This is a genomic window from Amycolatopsis sp. NPDC050768, assembly GCF_040654155.1.
Classification (GTDB): domain Bacteria; phylum Actinomycetota; class Actinomycetes; order Mycobacteriales; family Pseudonocardiaceae; genus Amycolatopsis.
This window is the reverse complement of record NZ_JBFAHL010000009.1, coordinates 121,931-138,809: the sequence shown is the minus strand read 5'-3', so window position 1 is coordinate 138,809 and position 16,879 is coordinate 121,931. Positions and strand designations below refer to the sequence as shown.

General features: G+C 71.3%; 21 protein-coding genes and 1 tRNA gene. 10 read left to right on the top strand and 12 right to left on the bottom strand.

Going from position 1 to position 16,879, the window contains the following annotated elements; genetic code table 11:
* Nucleotides 1-13 precede the first annotated feature (13 nt).
* From AB0H62_RS26350 to AB0H62_RS26330, 5 genes are all read right to left on the bottom strand, one after another.
* The gene (locus AB0H62_RS26350) at nt 14-469 is read right to left on the bottom strand and encodes a hypothetical protein (RefSeq protein ID WP_255638470.1); all 456 of its coding nucleotides are present in this window, start codon (nt 467-469) and stop codon (nt 14-16) included.
* Nucleotides 466-1,656: a molybdopterin-dependent oxidoreductase gene (locus AB0H62_RS26345; RefSeq protein ID WP_360589052.1), complete on the bottom strand. Its 1,191-nt coding sequence runs from the start codon at nt 1,654-1,656 to the stop codon at nt 466-468. Before AB0H62_RS26345 ends, AB0H62_RS26350 begins: the two co-directional genes overlap by 4 nt.
* 254 nt (nt 1,657-1,910) lie before the next feature.
* Nucleotides 1,911-2,540 carry a class I SAM-dependent methyltransferase gene (locus tag AB0H62_RS26340; RefSeq protein WP_360588792.1) on the bottom strand — a complete coding sequence of 210 codons (630 nt, stop codon included), beginning with the start codon at nt 2,538-2,540 and terminating at the stop codon, nt 1,911-1,913.
* Nucleotides 2,537-3,220 carry a DUF2064 domain-containing protein gene (locus AB0H62_RS26335; RefSeq protein ID WP_360588790.1) on the bottom strand — a complete coding sequence of 228 codons (684 nt, stop codon included), beginning with the start codon at nt 3,218-3,220 and terminating at the stop codon, nt 2,537-2,539. Before AB0H62_RS26335 ends, AB0H62_RS26340 begins: the two co-directional genes overlap by 4 nt.
* Nucleotides 3,217-3,876: a glycosyltransferase family 2 protein gene (locus tag AB0H62_RS26330; protein ID WP_360588788.1), complete on the bottom strand. Its 660-nt coding sequence runs from the start codon at nt 3,874-3,876 to the stop codon at nt 3,217-3,219. Before AB0H62_RS26330 ends, AB0H62_RS26335 begins: the two co-directional genes overlap by 4 nt.
* Nucleotides 3,877-4,020: 144 nt before the next feature.
* On the opposite strand from AB0H62_RS26330, the gene AB0H62_RS26325 reads away from it, so the two are divergent.
* The 3 genes from AB0H62_RS26325 to AB0H62_RS26315 are packed head-to-tail and all read left to right on the top strand — an operon-like array spanning nt 4,021 to nt 7,198.
* Complete coding sequence (locus AB0H62_RS26325) at nt 4,021-5,430, top strand: hypothetical protein (protein WP_360588786.1); 1,410 nt, start codon at nt 4,021-4,023, stop codon at nt 5,428-5,430.
* A gap of 8 nt (nt 5,431-5,438) precedes the next feature.
* On the top strand, nt 5,439-6,140 hold the full coding sequence (locus AB0H62_RS26320) for a response regulator transcription factor (RefSeq protein ID WP_220244413.1): 702 nt from the start codon (nt 5,439-5,441) through the stop codon (nt 6,138-6,140).
* Nucleotides 6,137-7,198, top strand: a complete 1,062-nt coding sequence (locus AB0H62_RS26315) for a HAMP domain-containing sensor histidine kinase (protein WP_220244412.1) — start codon at nt 6,137-6,139, stop codon at nt 7,196-7,198. Before AB0H62_RS26320 ends, AB0H62_RS26315 begins: the two co-directional genes overlap by 4 nt.
* A gap of 39 nt (nt 7,199-7,237) precedes the next feature.
* Here the strand turns inward: AB0H62_RS26315 and AB0H62_RS26310 are convergent, their stop codons facing one another.
* On the bottom strand, nt 7,238-8,074 hold the full coding sequence (locus AB0H62_RS26310; RefSeq protein WP_220244411.1) for an MBL fold metallo-hydrolase: 837 nt from the start codon (nt 8,072-8,074) through the stop codon (nt 7,238-7,240).
* Nucleotides 8,075-8,139: 65 nt separating this feature from the next.
* The gene (locus AB0H62_RS26305; protein WP_220244410.1) at nt 8,140-9,201 is read right to left on the bottom strand and encodes an SDR family NAD(P)-dependent oxidoreductase; all 1,062 of its coding nucleotides are present in this window, start codon (nt 9,199-9,201) and stop codon (nt 8,140-8,142) included.
* Between the two features lie 122 nt (nt 9,202-9,323).
* On the opposite strand from AB0H62_RS26305, the gene AB0H62_RS26300 reads away from it, so the two are divergent.
* Nucleotides 9,324-9,824 carry a MogA/MoaB family molybdenum cofactor biosynthesis protein gene (locus AB0H62_RS26300; protein ID WP_220244409.1) on the top strand — a complete coding sequence of 167 codons (501 nt, stop codon included), beginning with the start codon at nt 9,324-9,326 and terminating at the stop codon, nt 9,822-9,824.
* 100 nt (nt 9,825-9,924) lie between these two features.
* Complete coding sequence (locus AB0H62_RS26295) at nt 9,925-10,092, top strand: hypothetical protein (protein ID WP_220244408.1); 168 nt, start codon at nt 9,925-9,927, stop codon at nt 10,090-10,092.
* 3 nt (nt 10,093-10,095) lie between these two features.
* Here the strand turns inward: AB0H62_RS26295 and mscL are convergent, their stop codons facing one another.
* The 4 genes from mscL to AB0H62_RS26275 form a co-directional block, all read right to left on the bottom strand.
* Complete coding sequence (gene mscL / locus AB0H62_RS26290) at nt 10,096-10,503, bottom strand: large-conductance mechanosensitive channel protein MscL (RefSeq protein WP_220244407.1); 408 nt, start codon at nt 10,501-10,503, stop codon at nt 10,096-10,098.
* Nucleotides 10,504-10,561: 58 nt separating this feature from the next.
* The gene (locus AB0H62_RS26285; RefSeq protein ID WP_360588781.1) at nt 10,562-11,209 is read right to left on the bottom strand and encodes an SAF domain-containing protein; all 648 of its coding nucleotides are present in this window, start codon (nt 11,207-11,209) and stop codon (nt 10,562-10,564) included.
* A 129-nt stretch (nt 11,210-11,338) separates the two neighbouring features.
* Entirely contained in the window at nt 11,339-11,647 is a 309-nt protein-coding gene (locus AB0H62_RS26280; protein WP_220244406.1) for an FmdB family zinc ribbon protein, read from the bottom strand.
* Between the two features lie 90 nt (nt 11,648-11,737).
* Nucleotides 11,738-12,331: a 5-formyltetrahydrofolate cyclo-ligase gene (locus AB0H62_RS26275; protein WP_360588779.1), complete on the bottom strand. Its 594-nt coding sequence runs from the start codon at nt 12,329-12,331 to the stop codon at nt 11,738-11,740.
* A 24-nt stretch (nt 12,332-12,355) separates the two neighbouring features.
* Here AB0H62_RS26275 and AB0H62_RS26270 point away from each other — a divergent pair, with 24 nt between their 5' ends.
* The 5 genes from AB0H62_RS26270 to AB0H62_RS26250 all read left to right on the top strand — a co-directional run bounded on the left by AB0H62_RS26270 (nt 12,356) and on the right by AB0H62_RS26250 (nt 16,385).
* Complete coding sequence (locus AB0H62_RS26270) at nt 12,356-13,261, top strand: UTP--glucose-1-phosphate uridylyltransferase (RefSeq protein WP_220244404.1); 906 nt, start codon at nt 12,356-12,358, stop codon at nt 13,259-13,261.
* Nucleotides 13,258-14,541, top strand: a complete 1,284-nt coding sequence (glp, locus tag AB0H62_RS26265; RefSeq protein ID WP_220244403.1) for a gephyrin-like molybdotransferase Glp — start codon at nt 13,258-13,260, stop codon at nt 14,539-14,541. The genes AB0H62_RS26270 and glp overlap by 4 nt, the downstream gene beginning before the upstream one ends.
* Nucleotides 14,541-15,200, top strand: a complete 660-nt coding sequence (locus tag AB0H62_RS26260; RefSeq protein ID WP_220244402.1) for a GNAT family protein — start codon at nt 14,541-14,543, stop codon at nt 15,198-15,200. Before glp ends, AB0H62_RS26260 begins: the two co-directional genes overlap by 1 nt.
* Nucleotides 15,201-15,361: 161 nt before the next feature.
* Nucleotides 15,362-16,240, top strand: coding sequence for a gephyrin-like molybdotransferase receptor GlpR (gene glpR / locus AB0H62_RS26255; RefSeq protein WP_220244401.1), 879 nt, complete (start codon nt 15,362-15,364; stop codon nt 16,238-16,240).
* A gap of 72 nt (nt 16,241-16,312) precedes the next feature.
* Nucleotides 16,313-16,385 (top strand) — tRNA-Ala (locus tag AB0H62_RS26250).
* Between the two features lie 124 nt (nt 16,386-16,509).
* Here the strand turns inward: AB0H62_RS26250 and AB0H62_RS26245 are convergent.
* Nucleotides 16,510-16,734, bottom strand: a complete 225-nt coding sequence (locus AB0H62_RS26245; RefSeq protein WP_360588775.1) for an LppA family lipoprotein — start codon at nt 16,732-16,734, stop codon at nt 16,510-16,512.
* Nucleotides 16,735-16,879: the final 145 nt, after the last annotated feature.

The window sequence follows — 16,879 nt, the reverse complement described above, 5'->3', positions numbered from 1 at the left end:
CGTCTTCTCGGGGTTATTGCGCGGCAACGCTCTTCGCCGCGGGGTGACGCGGCTTCCGGTGCGCGAGCACCATGCGGGCCGCCCCGGTGAGGATCACGACGGCCCACACCGCCGCCAGCGTCAGCAGCAGCCCCGCCCACGTGTTGCCGTCGTGCAGGCCCGGCTTGGGGATGACGCCGTAAGTGCGCCACAGCAACGGGAACGCGATGAACCCGAGCACGGCCGTCAGCACCGCCCCCACCTGAACCGGTGCCCGCCACGCCGCGGGCAGCACACGCGAAAGCAGCAGACCGAGGAACCCCGCCACCGGCGCGAACACAGCGTCGTTCACGATCGGGCCGCCGCCGATCCACAGCACGGTTTTGAAGCTCTCCGGCCACGCGGGCGCGGCGTAGTCGATGAACAGTGACGCGCCGAAGCCGAGTGCCGCCAGGCCCACGAGCGCGAGCAAGATCCGGATGACCTTCACAGCACCTCCAGCTTTTCGACCCACTTCGTCTGGAGCACGCCCGGACGGCTCGGCGCGATCACTCGGCACGGGTAGCCGTGGTCGACGTCAAGCACCTCGCCGTTGAGCTCCAACGCCAGCAGGGTCAGGTCGTCGGCCGTGTGCTCGCCCGGGAGCGTGCTGGCGCCGTACAGGCCGGTCTTGTCGAGCGACGACACGCGCACCTCCGCGCCCGGCTCGGCCCCGACCGCGCGCAGCAGCGTCGGGAAGGAGATCCCGCGCCAGCTCGCCATCTGGCTCCAGCCCTCGACGCACGCGATCGGGAGGTCGGCGCTCACCTGGGGCAGCGCCCGCAGGTCGGCCAGCGTGAGCTGTTTCGTCCCGCCCCGCGTCACCACCGACAGCCGCCAGCTCGGATCGACCGCGGTCCGCGTCACGCGCGCCGCGACGGCCGTGCGGTTCACCGGCAGCTTCTGCAGGCCCTTGTCGGTCTTCCACGACAGCCCGGAGACGTCCTTCAGCCATGGCACCGTCGCGCCCGCGGTGGACAGCACCGCCACGCCCGTCGCGATCCACGTAGTCCGCAGAAAACCGCGGCGGGTGAACCCGTAGACCGGCTTCTTCTCGGCCTTCTTCGCCGGCCGCTCTTCGGGCTGAGCTGCAGGCTTCGTTTCAGGCTCTTCTGCCAGCACCGCCTCGCGGGTCAGCGCCCGCCGCACGATCGGCAGCTTCACCGCCACGTGCACCACCACCGACCCGATCGCCACCCACGCCACCGCGTAGTGCACTTCCGGGAAGTAGAAGTTCCACGGGTAGTTCTGTGCGACGTTCAGCAACCCCGAACTCAGCTCGAAGAACGCCGACCCCGACAGCACCAGGATCGACACCCGCTCCAGCGCGTGCGGCAACGACTTCACCAGCGGCCGCTCGAACAGCTTCGGGAAGACGCTCCACAGCTTCGCGAGCAGCAACGGGATCGCGGCGATGCCCGAGATCACGTGCGCGCCCTGCGTCAGGCGGTACAGCCACACCGGACGGCTGGGCCAGAAGAACCACTCCGGCGGGTGCTGGATCAGGTGGCTGAGCAGGCCCGTGACGAAGCAGACGAGGAACGCCAGCCCCAGCAGCGACCCGATCCGCGCCGTCACGCGCTCGCCGTGCGCCCCGCCCTTGAACTGCTCCTCACGCGGGATCGGCAGTTTCTCGATCCGCTCGTCGACGCGCGCTTTCGCTTGCTCCGCCCGGACTTTCGCGCGCGCGGCACCAGCCCGCGCCTGCGCGGCCCGCTCGCCGAACCGCCCCTGCGCCTCGGACACGCGCGCGTCGAAGCGCTTCCACGCCGCGACGACCCGGTGTTCCCGTGACGGCTCGGGCTCTGCCTCGGTGTCCACGGAGCCTCCGGCTCGTGCCTCGTCCGCGGGAGTTTCGTCGGCCAGATCCCGGCCGGTGGGCTTCTCGTCGGTCATGCCCGCTCCAGCCTCGCGAACCAGCGGTGGCCCCGGCTCGTGGTCCAGTCCACGCGGAACCCCGCGCGCATGGCGACTTCCGCGATCGCGTCGGCCCCGACCCACGCCCAGCCGAACCACGGCCCCGACGAGCCGGGCAGCAGCCGCACCGCCTCCCGCCGCACGCCCCGCCCCGGCGGCTCCAGCTCCACCAGCACGTCCCCCTCGGGCGCGATCAGCTCCCGCATCCGGTCCAGCAGCACGACCGGTTCGCCGCCGATGCCGATGTTTCCATCAGCCAGCAACGCGTGGTGCCAGCGTCCTTCGCCGGGCAGCGGCTGGAAGACGTCGCGCCGCAACGCCACCGCGCCCCGCTCCTGCGTCAGCCGCACGGCTGTGGGCGAGCTGTCCACTCCCAGTGCCACCACACCGCGCTTCGCCAACGCCGCCGTGAGCCGGCCCGGGCCGCAGCCGATGTCGAGCGTCGGGCCGTCGCACGCGCCGAGCAGCACGGTGTCGCCCAGGTCGCACCCGTCGGTCCAGCGGTCGACGGGCAGGTCGACCCGGTCGCCGTTGGCGAGCTCCAGCCAGCAGTGCTGCCCCAGCAGCCCGCGGTCGAACTCCGTGCCGGTACTCAGTTTTCTCACGCCACTTCCCGTCCTTCGACCGCACGCACGGCCGCCGCGAACCGCCCGCGTGGCGCCTCCGCGGCCACGCGCACGGCGTCACCCATAGTGTCCACATCGGACAGTTCCGGCAGTGGCCCCGCCGCCAGACCGACCGCGGCCAGCGCCCGAAGCGTGCGAACGCCCGTGTCCTCTTGCGACATCGGCACGCCCGCCAGCACCTGCGCGTGGTGCGGGTCCCTGAGCCCGAGCCCCCACCAGCCGCCGTCTTCGGCCGGCCCCAGCACCGCGTCGTGCACGCCGTGCAGCACTGGCTCGATCGACGCGCCCATCAGCTCCGGCGTCACCTGCGGTGTGTCCATGCCGATCTGCAGCACCGGCAGCGCGGCGTGCACCGACGCCGTGTCGGCGTGCGCGTTGGCCAGCCGCGCCCCGAAGTCCCAGCCACGCTGGGCGATCACCGTCGCGCGCCGCAGCGACCGGCCGATCTCGCTTCCGAGCGCGGCCGAGCCGAGATCACCGGTCATCGCGACCACGGGCAGCGCGCCCGGCGTCGCGCACACCGCGTCGAGCGTGTCGAGCAACGCCGCCGCGGCGATCTCCGCGGCCTGCCGCGCCGTCGCGGGCGGGCACAGGCGGGTCTTCGCGAAGCCGGGCACGGGCGCCTTCGCGACCACGAGCACGCAGAACCGGGAAGTCATCGGGCCAGCACCCGCCCGAAGTCGCGGACCGCGCGCAGCGTGCCCCGCACCGACCCCGACACCTTCGACTTCGTGCCCTTCGCACGCTCCCCGTAGGTCACGTCGAACTCCCGCACCTGCCAGCCCGCGCGTTGCGCACGGATCAGCAGCTCCAGCGGATAACCGAAGGCGCGATCGGTGACGCCCAGCCCCAGCAACGCGTCCCGCCGCGCGGCCCGCAGCGGCGCGATGTCGCGCACGGGCAGCCCCCGGCTGCGCAGCAGCAGCGAAAGCACGGCATTGCCCGCCCGCGCGTGCCACGGCCACACGCCCGCGTGTGTCGGCACCCGGCGCCCCACCGCGAGGTCGGCGCCGCCTTCCACCGCGGCCACCAGACGCGGCAGGTCACCGAGGTCGAGGGAGCCGTCGGCGTCGGCGAAGCACACGATGTCCGCCGTCGCGGCCTCGAGCCCCGTGTGCACGGCCGCGCCGTACCCGCGCCGAGGCTCGTCCACCACCTTCGCGCCGAGCGCGGCCGCCACGTCGGGCGAGCCGTCCGACGAGCCGTTGTCCACCACGATCGCGCGGAATCCCGCCGGCAGCGCGGCCAGCACACCGGGCAGCGCGCCCGCCTCGTCGAGGCACGGGAGCACGACGTCTACCTGAAGATCGCTCACCCGGCGTACGCTAGGTCCGTAGTGGACGGTCGAGAACCCTTGCGGTGCTTACCGAATCATGACGCGTACCCAGTTCTTACCGAGTTCTCACGGCTGCCTCTTCCAGTCCCGTGAGAGACCTCGGCCGGGGTTATCGTGCGGTCGATGAGCGAGTCGACTTCGGCTGCCCGGCTCGCCGAGCCGCCCGCGCCACCACCCGAGCCCAGCCGCGCCGGCGCGCGCGGCGACGTGATCGCGGTCGGCGGCGCCTTCGCGCTGGTCGCCGCCACGGCCGCCGTCGGTGTCTATTACAACCGTCCGAACTCCGGTGTGGTCATCTACGCGCCCACCGCGCCGATCTTCGCCCACTGGCTGCCCCACGTGGGCCCGGGCTCGGTGTTCGCCGTGCTGGTCGCGGCCGCCGTGGTCCTGTGGGGCCCCGCGGTCGCGGCCCGGCTGTCCTGGCGACGGACCCTCGCCGCCGGGTACGCGACGTCACTCGCCTGGATCTTCTCCCTCGCCATGATCGACGGCTGGTCGCGCGGCTTCACCGGCCGCCTGACCACCCCGCAGGAGTACCTCCACGAGGTGCCGGGCATCACGGACATCCCGCGGTTCCTGCGCGAGTTCAGCTCCCGCATCCTCGACTTCCAGCCGGACTCGTGGACCACGCACGTCTCCGGCCATCCGCCGGGCGCGACGCTGGTGTTCGTCTGGCTCGACCACCTGGGCCTGCGCGGCGGCGCCTGGGCCTCCACCGCCGTGGTCCTGGTCGCCGCGCTCGTCGCCGTCGCCGTGCCGGCCACCGTCGCCCTCCTCGGCCGCCAGAGCGCCGCCCGCGCCGTGCTGCCCTTCGCCGTGCTCTCGCCGGGCGCGGTGTGGCTGGGCGTCTCCGCTGACGGCCTCTTCGCCGGCGTCACGGCCACAGGCATCGCCCTGCTCGCACTGGCCGCCGTCGGCTTCACCCACGGTCGCCGCTACGCCGTGCCCACCGCGCTGGCTTCGGGCGTGCTCCTCGGCTACGGCGCCTTCCTCTCCTATGGCCTCGTGCTGCTCGGCCTCGTCGCGCTCGCGGTCACCGTGCTCGGCCGCCAGTGGCGCGCCGCCGCTCTCGCGGTGGTCGGCGCCCTGGCCGTGGTGGCCGCCTTCGCGCTGGCCGGCTTCTGGTGGCTCGACGGCTACCACCTCGTCGTCGAGCGCTACTACCAGGGCATCGCCACCCTTCGGCCATACTCGTACTGGGTGTGGGCCGACCTGGCCGCCGTCGCCGTCGCTGCCGGCCCGGCGGTGGTGGCCGCCGCTCGCCGCGGGGTCACCGGGGCGTTCCTGCCCGAGTCGCGCCGCGGCCTGCTGCGCGACCCGGTGCTGCTGCTCGGCATCGCCGCCGTGGTCACGATCGTGTTCGCCGACGTGTCCGGCCTGTCGAAGGCGGAGGTGGAACGCATCTGGCTACCGTTCGGCGCGTGGCTGCTGCCGATGACGGCCTTGCTGCCCGCACCCGGCCGCCGCTGGTGGCTGGCCGGGCAGGCGTTGACCGCCTTGGCGGTCAACCATCTTCTTCTGACGAGCTGGTGAGGTGAGGCATGGAGGACCAGGCCGGGCGCGTGCTCGTGGTCGACGACGACGAGACGGTGCGCGACGTCGTCCGTCGCTACCTTGAGGTCGCGGGCTTCACGGTCGACGTCGCGGGTGACGGCGCCGCGGGCCTCGCGCTGTTCGCCGAACGCGACCCCGACCTCGTGGTGCTCGACGTGATGATGCCGGGCATCAACGGTCTCGAGGTCTGCCGCCGCCTGCGCCAGGTGAGCCACGTGCCCATCGTGATGCTCACCGCCCTCGGCGAGGAGGAAAACCGCATCGCGGGCCTCCAGCTGGGAGCCGACGACTACGTCACCAAACCCTTCAGCCCCAAGGAGCTGGCGCTGCGCGTGGCCTCGGTGCTGCGCCGCGCCCGCATGCCGCGCGCCGCGCCTCCCGCGCCTGAGCTCGTCGACGGCGACCTGCGCCTGCAGATGACCGCCCGCCAGGCCACCCTCGGCGGTGCCGAGCTGCCGCTGACCACGCGCGAGTTCGACCTGCTCGCGTTCTTCCTCGGCCACCCCGGCGTGGCCTTCTCCCGCGCCGACCTGCTCGAGAAGGTGTGGGGCTGGGACTTCGGCGACCAGTCCACGGTGACCGTCCACGTGCGACGGCTGCGCGAAAAGATCGAACGCGACCCGGCCAAGCCGACGCGGGTCGCCACCGTCTGGGGCGTCGGCTACCGCTACGACCGGGAGCAGTCATGATCAACACCGGTGAATCCGCCCTGGACATGCTCACCCACGTCCTGCACATCCTGCCGTTCGCGCTCTTGTTCGCGCTTCCGGTGGCCGCGGTGGGCGGGCTGGTGCTCTACAAGCTGCGCAACCGCTCGCTGGCCACCACGATGACGGTGCTGGTACTCATCCCCGTGATCGCCCTGCTCGTCGGCGTCATCGGCATCAGCGGCTTCATGTTCACCGAGGCCCTGATGACGGAGCTGCTCGTCTGCCTGCTCGTCGCCCTCGTCACGGTGCCCGCCGCGATCGTGCTCGGCCGCGTGATCGCGCGCCGCAGCGTGTGGGAGCGCGAGGCGCGTGAACGCGAACGCGCCGCCGAAGCGTCCCGGCGCGAGCTCGTCGCCTGGATCAGCCACGACCTGCGCAGCCCGCTCGCCGGCATCCAGGCCATGGCCGAAGCGCTGGCCGACGGAGTGGTCTCCGAACGTCACGAGGTCGCCGACTACGCGCAGCGCATCAGCGGCGAGACCACCCGGCTTTCGGGCATGGTGGGCGACCTGTTCGAGCTCTCCCGCATCACCGCGGGCGCGCTGGAACTCACCATGTCCGCCGTGCCGCTGCGCGACGTCGTGAGCGACGCGGTCGCCGCACAGTCACCCGTGGCCGAGCGCAAACGGGTGCGTGTGCTGGAGAACGCCGAGGCCTGGCCGGTCGTGTCCGGCAGCGACCCGGAGCTCGCGCGGATCGTGCGCAACCTCGTCTCCAACGCCATTCGCCACACTCCGCCGGACGGCACGGTCGCCGTGCAGCTCGACATCGACGGCGACCAGGCCATCCTCGCCGTCGACGACTCCTGCGGCGGCATCCCGGACGACGAGATCGGCCGTGTCTTCGACGTCGCCTTCCGCGGCACCCAGGCCCGCACCCCCGACCGCAGCGGCACGACCTCCGGTGGTGGCCTCGGCCTGGCGATCGCCAAGGGACTCGTGGAAGCCCACAGCGGTCACATCGGCGTGCACAACCACGGCCCCGGCTGCCGGTTCGAGGTCCGGCTGCCGCTGGCCAAGGTTGCCGCGTCCGTCTGACCGATCCATCGCACGACCGACCACAGTGGACGGACGCGGTCAGCCGACGGTGACCGCCTCCACCGGCTCCGCCACCCGGTCCGCGGTCACGCGGAAGAACTGCATCCCCGGGAAGTGCGCGGGCGCGACGATCGTGTCGGTGCCCGCGACCTGGCGCAGCCACTGCTGGCGCGTGAGCAGCGCGAGCGACGGATCGCTGTCGCTGATGAACCGGATGTTCGAGTCGACCAGCTGCGCCGGCGTGTGAAGCACATCGCCGAGCAGCACCACGCGACGGTCGTCCGCGGTGATGTCCACGACGTAGTGACCCGGAGTGTGCCCGGGCGCGTGCCGCGCGGTGACGCCCGGCGCGATCTCCGCGTCCCCGTTCAAGGCACGCAGATGTCCGTGGCTGCGCACGGTTTCCAGGCCGATCCGCGTCCAGTCGTGGCGCCCGACCGGCTCGACGAGCGCGGCCCAGTCCTGCGCGCCGTAGAGCACCGTGGCGTTCGGGAAGTACGGCTTCCCCTGCGGAGCCAGCCAACCGACGTGGTCGGAATGCAAGTGCGTCAACAGAACCGTGTCGATGTCGGCTGGCGAGCACCCGGCCTCGGCGAGCGCGATGGGCAGGCCGCCGCCCGCGCCCATGTCGCCGTCGTCGGGCCGCAGGCCCTCCGGGAACTCGATCTCACGCGGGCCGAGCCCCGCGTCGACGAGGATCGTCCGGCCGTTGCCGCGCACGAGGAACGCGCCCGTGGGCACGTGGACGGTGCCGTCTTCCGCGAACGCGCCGGGATGTCTCCCCGCGTCGAGTCCCGGGAAGAACGGCGCCGGCAGCCGGATCCGGCCGTCGGCCAGCGCATGGATCTCGATGTTCCCCACCTCGATGGACCGCATGCACACGACCAAGATCACTGCGCCCGGAAATAATTCCGGGAAGTGACCTTCGTCTCAAGCGGGTCTCAAGCGCCGACGGGCGCGCGCAACTCCGCCGTGGCGAACGAGGTGATGCCGTCCTCGAACGTCGTTTCCGCCGTGAACCCCAGCAATTTCCTGGCCAGAGCGGGATCGGCGACCACGTGCCGGACGTCCGCGGGCCGCGCACCGCCGACGATCCGCGGCTCTGGCCCGCCGTACGCACGCGCAAGTTCCCGCGCGAGGTCGCCGACGGTGTGCGGATCACCCGAGCAGACGTTGAGCGGCGTGATGTCTCCGCTCGGCCCTTCAGCGTGCAACGCCAAGGCGTTGATGCGGGCGACGTCGTGGACGTGGACGAAATCCCGTTGCTGCCGCCCGTCCTCCAGCACGGTCGGCGCCTCACCGCGCTCGAGCGACGAACGGAACAGCGACGCCACCCCGGCGTACGGCGTGTTCTGCGGCATCCGCGGGCCGTATACATTGTGGTAGCGCAACGCCCACACCGTGCCGCCTGTCTGCCGCGCCCACGCGCCGGCGAGGTGCTCCTGCGCCAGTTTCGTTGCGGCGTAAGTACTCCTGGGCAGAAGTGGTGCACCTTCGGGCACAAGTTGCCAGTGCAGCTCCACGCCACAGTCGCCGCACGTGGGCTCGAACCGTCCGGCGTCCACATCGGACTTCCGCCGTGGCGAAGGCGGCACGATCCCGTGGCGCGGGCACGAGTAGCGGCCCTCGCCGTAGACCACCATCGACGAGGCCAGCACGAGCTTGCGGACGCCGGCCGCGTGCATCCCGGCGAGCAGCACCGCCGTGCCGTAGTCGTTGTTCAGCGCGTACGACGGCGCGTCCGACGGATCCACGCCGTGCCCGACGACGGCCGCCTGGTGGCACACCGCGTCGACGCCGACAAGCAGCTCGGCGACCTCGTCGGGGTCCGTGACGTCGCCGCGCACGAACAGGTGGCGGCCCGTGTACTCCGGCGGCGTGGCCGTGCCGTGCGCGGTGGGCAGGAGGGTGTCCAGCACCACGACCTCGTCGCCCGCGTCGGCCAATCGGTCCGCGACGTGGGACCCGATGAACCCGGCTCCACCGGTGATCAGTACTCGCACCCCGCCGAGGCTAGGGCGCGCGGACCGGACCACGCCCGTTCCTGCCGGACCACGTCACCGAATCGTCAGGAATCACCCGCCCACGGCGGCGGGCGGGTGCCCTCACCGGATACGGTGTCGGCATGGAACGGAGCGCACAGCGGCTGGGCCGGGCCCTCGTGGTGATCGTGGACGACCGGGTCGCCCACGGGGAGCACGAGGACAACACCGGACCGCTCGTCACCGAGCTGCTCGAAGAGGCCGGCTTTATCGTCGACGGCGTCGTGGTGGTCGAGGCCGAGACCGCCGGCATCCGCAACGCGCTCAACACCGCCGTGATCGGCGGTGCCGACCTCGTGATCACCGTCGGCGGCACCGGCGTGTCGCCGCGCGACCGCACGCCCGACGCCACGGCCGGCGTGCTCGACCGGCCGATCCCGGGCATCGGGGAGGCGCTGCGCGCATCAGGCCTCGCCGCGGGCGCGGTCGACGCCGGCATCTCCCGGGGCCTCGCGGGTGTCTCGGGCAGCACGCTGGTGGTCAACCTCGCCGGCTCGCGCGCTGCGGTGCGCGACGGCATGGCGACCCTGTCGTCGCTCGTGCCGCACGTGATCGACGAGCTCTCCGGCCTCGACGAGGTCTGAACCCCTCTCGCATCGGCCGCCGCGCCTGGCCCGTCACCCCGAGGGCCAGGCGATTCGCGTCTCTCTGCAGTTGTCAAACAGCGGGTGGGACGATGGGGTCATGCCACGTGAAGAACCCCGCCCCCCCGACACCGCGGCCGAGCGCCGCCGAGTCGATGAGATCTTCGGTGACGTGCTGCCCGAGACCACCTCGGACGAGCGAGGCCTGAGCGGGGACACCCCGGACTCCTGGTACCTGGAGAACCGGCCGCCGCACCACGACCGCTGACCCTCAGACGTCCGACTTGGTGGCCTGCTCACGCAGCAGGTCACGGATCTCCTTGAGCAGTTCGACGTCGGTGGGCTCCGACGGACCCGGCTCCTGACCGCGCTTGCGACGCTCCTGAAGGTGCTTCACGGGCAGCACGAACAGGAAGTACACGATCGCGGCGACGATCACGAAGTTGATCGCCGCGTTGATCACCGAGCCGAAGTCCAGGAACGTGCCCTTGTTCGACTCGAAGATGTAGAAGCCGAGGCCCTGAGCGGCGTCGCTGCCCCCGATCGCGTTGATCAGTGGCTTGATCAGACCCGTGGTGAACGCGGTGACGATCGCGGTGAACGCGGCGCCGATCACGACCGCGACCGCGAGGTCCACGACGTTTCCGCGCATCAGGAAGTCTTTGAAGCCCTTCAGCATGTGCCACTCCTCGAGAGGTTCAGTTGGGGGTGCCGTCGCCCATCGGAACAGGGACGGGTTAGCGGAGAGTAACCGTAACCGGTCGTTCCAGCGACGTCGCAGCGACCTCGGTGGCAACGTTCACAGGGAGCGCGAGGAGCACCAACGGGCCTTTGTCGGGTGCGATCACCCCCTGGCCCCCGCCTTCGGGACGGTGCACGGTGACCACCGTGGCGTCCTTCACCAGCTCAGCGGCGGTGTGCGTGGCATCGGGAGCCGCCACGACGTCCACGTGCTGACCCGGCCGCAGCAGCTCCGCCACGCCCGCGTCGGCCAGCCGGACGGCGACCGTGACCGTGCCGGATTCCCCCTTGGCGGGGAGAGTCGTTCCCAGCAGGCGGACGTCCGTGAGCGGCTCACCCGCACGGGCGGCGCCGGACAGCAGCCTGCCCACAGCCGCACTGACGTCACCGAGCGCGCCGGCCGGCCGGACGTCGTCGGGAAGGTCGGCCAGCCGGAGGTCGGTGGCGCGCAGCACTGAGCCCGCGGGCAGATCCCGCGCGGGCACGACGGTGGCGGTGGAAGGTGCACCACGGGCGGAGGCTGGGTGCAGAAGGACGAGCAAGCCGGCCAGCAGCAAGGCCGCGGCCAGGAACCGGCGAAGCAGCCGGGCACGCCTGCCGCGCAGCAAGTGCAGATCGGTCAGGCGGTTGAGCAAGGTGTCCACGGTCGTCCCCTCGTCGGTTCACGTGCGGCGCGGTGCTGCACGAAACCGACGTTAGGGACGGTGGTGACCAGCGGAAAGAGGAACTTCCGCGACCTGTGGACAACTACCCCCTTGTGGATAACTCCGGGGTCAGGAGGAGGTCGAAGCCGTTTTCGTCGTGGTCGAGGAGGACGATGAAGAGTCAGTCTTCGACTCGCTCTTGGTCTCCGTCTTGGTCTCGGACTTCGCCGGGGTGGCGGCCGTGGTCGAGGACTTCGACGCGTCGCGCGAGTCGGTGCGGTAGAACCCGCTGCCCTTGAAGACCACGCCGACCGAGCTGAAGACCTTGCGCAGCGGACCGGAGCACTGGGGGCAGACGGTCAGGCTGGCGTCGGAAAAGGACTGCACCGCCTCGAAGCGGTGGTCGCATTCCTTGCAGGCGTACTGGTACGTGGGCACTGGAGCTCCTTCATGCAACTGGCACTCGTGAGACAAGAGTGCCAACCCAATTGTGCTGGACGGCATTCCCCGTGCGCAATTCCCCCTGGCTCACATCACTGTGGGAGCGGGCAACCGAACCAGGCCGGCGGGGGTCAGTGCCCCGGTCATCGGGACATCATGGGCCTGACCTGGGAGCGAATCCACCAGCTCCTCGGCCCGGACCACGGCGAACCGGTCCGCGTCGCCCGAAGTGAGCGACCGGTCATAGTGACCAGCGCCACGTCCGAGCCGCACCCCGCGCCGGTCCACGGCGAGCGCGGGCACGAGCACCACATCGGCCTCCGACACGGCGTCGACCCCCAACCTCGGCCCCGAGGGCTCGAGAATGCCGCGCAGCCGGCCGGGCACGAGCGTCGACTCGTCCGTGTAGACGGCCCAATCCAGCGGTCCGACGACGTCCGGGATCACCGGCAGCAATACGCGTGAACCCGCCTTGACCAGGGCGTTGAGCAGCGAAACGGACCCCGGCTCGGTGTCGAACGGCACGTACGCGCACACGGTCCCCGCCGCCACCGAAGCGGCTGCGGAAGCCAGCGCCTCGGCCTCCGCCGCGTGCTCCGAAGGGCTCACTGAGGCGCGCGCCTGAAGAACTCGCGCACGCCACTCCGCCTTGCTCAGGTGCTCATTGCCCGGTGCCAGCATGCGACCACGTTAGGCTTTGCGCCCATGACGGGCGCCTCAACCTCCCAGACGTTCAGAACAGCCATCGTGCCTGCGGCCGGACTCGGGACCCGGTTCCTGCCGGCCACGAAGGCGGTGCCGAAAGAGCTGCTGCCCGTGGTCGACACACCGGGGATCGAGCTCGTCGCGAGCGAAGCCGCGGCCGCGGGGGCGAAACGCCTGGTGATCGTGACCTCGCCCGGCAAGGACGCCGTGGTCAAGTACTTCGAGGCGCAGCCCGAGCTGGAGAAGACGCTCGAGGCCAAGGGCAAGACCGAGCTGCTCGAGAAGGTGCGCCGCGGCACGGAGCTGCTCGACGTCGAGGTCGCCATCCAGGAGCAGGCCCTGGGGCTGGGCCACGCCGTCGCGCAGGCCGAGCCGAACCTGACCGACGAGGACGAGGCCGTCGCCGTGCTGCTGCCCGACGACCTCGTGCTGCCCACCGGTGTCCTCGACCGCATGTCGGCCGTGCGCGCGCAGTACGGCGGCAGCGTGCTCTGCGCGTTCGACATCCCCAAGGAGCAGATCTCGCCCTACGGCGTGTTCGACGTCTCCGACACCGGTGACCCGGACGTGAAGCAGGTTCACGGCATGGTCGAGAAGCCGCGGCCGGAAGACGCGCCGTCGACCTACGCGGCGGCCGGGCGTTACCTGCTCGACCGGGCGATCTTCGACGCGCTGCGCCGGATCGAGCCGGGCTCCGGCGGCGAGCTCCAGCTGACCGACGCCGTGGCGCTGCTGATCAAGGAAGGCCACCCCGTTCACGTGGTCGTGCACCGCGGCGGACGACACGACCTGGGGAATCCGGGTGGTTTCCTGCGCGCCGCCGTCGATTTCGCGCTTGAAACGCCCGAATACGGGCCATCGTTACGGACGTGGCTGACCGAACGGATCGGGACCGAACGCCCATGACGGACTCCCTCGACGCTGCCCCGGCCGAAGAGGCCCCGGAACCCGCGGAGGCGGAGCTGCGCTCTGTCGACGCGCAGATCGCGCTGACGCTGGACGCCGCCGTCCGGCCGCGGCCGGTCCGCGTGGCGATCTCCGAGGCGCAGGGCCTGCTGTGCGCGGAGGAGGTGGTCGCCGAGCACGCCCTGCCCGGCTTCGACCAGGCTGCCGTGGACGGCTACGCGGTGCGCAGTGTCGACGTCCGCGCCGCCGGCGAGGAGCCGGTGCAGCTGCCGGTGGTCGGCGAGATCCAGGCCGGGTCCCGCCAGCCGCGGCGGCTGCAGCCGGGGCAGGCGGTGCGCGTGGACACCGGCGCACCGTTGCCGACGCTCGCCGACGCCGTCGTGCCCACCGCGTACACCGACGGGCACCAGGCCAAGCTCACCGTGCACAAGTCGGTGCCTTCCGCCGCGTACGTGCGCCGCGCGGGCGAAGACGTGCAGATCGGCGACGTCGCCGTGCGCAAGGGCGACACCATCGGGTCCGCGCAGGTGGGCCTGCTGGCCGCCGTCGGGCGCGCGAAGGTGCTGGTCTACCCGCGGCCGCGCGTGTCGATCGTGTCCGTGGGCGACGAGCTCGTGGACGTCGACCGCACGCCCTCGACCGGCCAGGTCTACGACGTCAACTCCTACGCGCTGGCCGCGGCCGCGCGCGACGCCGGCGCCGAGGTGAGCCGCGTCGGCATCGTGCCGAGCGACCCGAAGCGGCTGCGCGAGATCGTCGAGGGCCGGCTGCTGATGTCGGAGATCGTGGTGGTCGCGGGCGGCGCCGGCGGCGCTTCCGGCGACGAGGTGCACGCCGCGTTGTCCGACCTCGGCCACATCGACATGACGCGAGTGGGGATGCACCCGGGCTCGGTGCAGGGCTTCGGACGCCTCGGCCCGGACTCCGTGCCGACGTTCCTCATCCCCGGCAACCCGATGAGCGCCCTGGTGGTGTTCGAGGTCCTGGTCAGGCCGCTGATCCGCGCCGCGCGCGGCACGCGAAACCCGCACCGGCGGATCGTCGGTGCACGGTTGCTGTCGCCGATCACGTCGACAAAGGGACGGCGCGGCTACCTGCGTGGCCAGCTGCTGCGCGACGAGGCCAACGGCGAGTACCTCGTGCAGCCGCTCGGCACGTCGGGCGCGCACCTGCTGGCGTCGCTGGCGGAGGCGAACTGCCTGATCACGGTGGACGAGGACCTCACCGAGGTCGCGGCGGGCGAACAGGTGAAGGTCACGTTCCTCGCGCAGCGGGCGTAGTGGGCTCGTACTCGTACCCGGTCGAAAGCCGCCACCCGGGCTGGCCCGCGAAGCTCGGCGGACTGCGCGTGGCGGCCGGGGTCGTCAGCGTGCGGCCCGTGCGGCTGCGCGACGCCGGCGAGTGGAGCCGCATCCGCCTGCGCGACCGCGACCACCTCGAGCAGTGGGAGCCGACGGGGATCGGGCCGTGGCCCGATCGCAACGCGTTCTGGTCGTGGCCCTCGCAGTGGGCGGCCCTGAGGGGTCTCGCGCGGCGCGGGCAGTGCCTGCCGTTCACGATCACGGTCGACGGAAAGTTCGCGGGCCAGATCACGGTGGGTAACGTCATCCGCGCCTCGCTGCGATCGGCCTGGATCGGGTACTGGGTGTCGTCGGACATCGTGCGCGGCGGGGTCGCGACAGCGGCTGTCGCCCTCGTGACGGATCACGCCTTCGAAGCGTCCGGCCTGCACCGGCTCGAGGCGACCGTGCGGCCGGAGAACAACGCGAGCATCCGCGTCCTCACCAAGGCCGGCTACCGGCAGGAGGGCCTCTTCGAGCGCTACCTCGACGTCGCCGGCGCCTGGCGCGACCACCTCTGCTTCGCCGTGACGAAAGAGGAGATCGGCGACGGCCTCGTCTCCCGGCTCGTGGCCCTGGGACGCGCCGACCTGCTCTGATGGTGACTACGGGTCCGGTTCCGATCACGCGTTACCACATACTGTGAGATTCACCTAATCCGGTGAGGCAATTTCGTGATCGAACCCGGCGAGTCTGCGTCTCGTGTGTGACTGTTGTGGCTAGCGTGACTACAGCAGAGGATCGGGGGAGGTGACGGGGGATGCCCAGCTCGCTGATCATCGTGGCGCTCGCCGCGGCATGGCTCGTCGTTCTCGTGCCCATGGTGGCTCGCAAGCGCCAGCAGGTGGCACGGACGCCGTCGTCCGCGCTCGCAGCGCGTGTCGTGCGCAGCGGGGGAGCTCGCAATGAAGGACAGGAGGAGTTCGCCGTGTCCGAAAGTGCGAAACCTTCGGTGGAGGACGACCTCGCCGAACTCGAGGCGGAGCTCGACTCCGACCTCGAAGAGGAAGAACCGGAACCCGAGCCGCTGCCGCAGCCGGCCGTCGACGTGCGCGACGAGCCCGCCCGCTCGCGCCCCGGCTACCGCCCCGGCCGCGGCGGCTTCGACCCGGAAGCGGCGGAGATCGCCGCGCGGGCGAAGTACGCGTTCCGCCAGCGGATCGTGGTGATCCTGCTTATCCTCGCCGTCGCGTCGGCCGCCTTCGCGGGCTTCGCGATGTCCGTGGTGTGGTGGGGCAACGCCGTGGTCGACGTGATCCTGGTCGGGTACCTCGCCTACCTGCGCCGCCAGGTCCGCATCGAAGACGACATCCGGCAGCGGCGGATGGCGCGGTATGCGCGGGAGGGCCGGGATGCGCGGGATGGCCGGGACTCTCGAGAAGCGCGGGAGCCCCTTCCGGCGCCGCGCCGCACTGAACGTCCTGCCGCTTCGGCCTCCGTCGCGCCTCCGGTCGCCGAGGAGGACGACGACTTGGAGGTCGTCTCCCCGACGCCCCGCGACATCGTGGAACGCAAGCCGTCGCCCATGTCACGCATCCGCCGCCAGGCTGTCGTGGTCGACCTGGACGACGAAGACCCGGCCTTCGAGGAGCTCGACGAGCCGGGGACCAGCCCGTACCGCAGGGCGGTCGGGGAGTGACCCCCGAAGTTCGGTGCTCTTGGGGCAGCTGATACGCTCTACGAGCACTGAACAAGGGGCTCATGCTCCTTGGGGGCTGTAGCGCAGTTGGTAGCGCGTCTCGTTCGCATCGAGAAGGTCAGGGGTTCGATTCCCCTCAGCTCCACCCAATAGATGGCCCGTGCCCGCGGAGGGCGCGGGCCGTTTTGTGTTCCGCGTGTTTTCTGGGGTGCAACCCCCAGGCCCCGCCCGGGAGGGCTTCGCCCCCGGACCCCCAACGTGGTTGCGTTTTAGGTGGGCGTTGGCGGAAGGTGGCCGAGTTTCTTGGTCGCGGCGGTGAGATGGCAGCCGATTGTGATCCCGATGAGGGTTTGTTTGTCGCTGCCGAACTGGATGGAGCCGGCGTCGGTCTGGTTGTGGAAGAAGGCGTCGTGCGAGCCTGGGGCGTCGTGCATGCGTTGTGGCTGGGCTGTGGATCCGTACTTCGCCGCGACAGTACCGACGATTGCTGACATCGACCAAGCTGCCAAGTTGTGGCGGAGGTTGCCCGCACGAGGCTGGCTGTCTGTGGACGCTCCAGAGTGCAGCGGTCGTGGTTGCATCGTCGCAGGGGTCCTTGTCGTGACGGGGCGGTGGCGTGGGGCGACCCGCCCCGAGTGA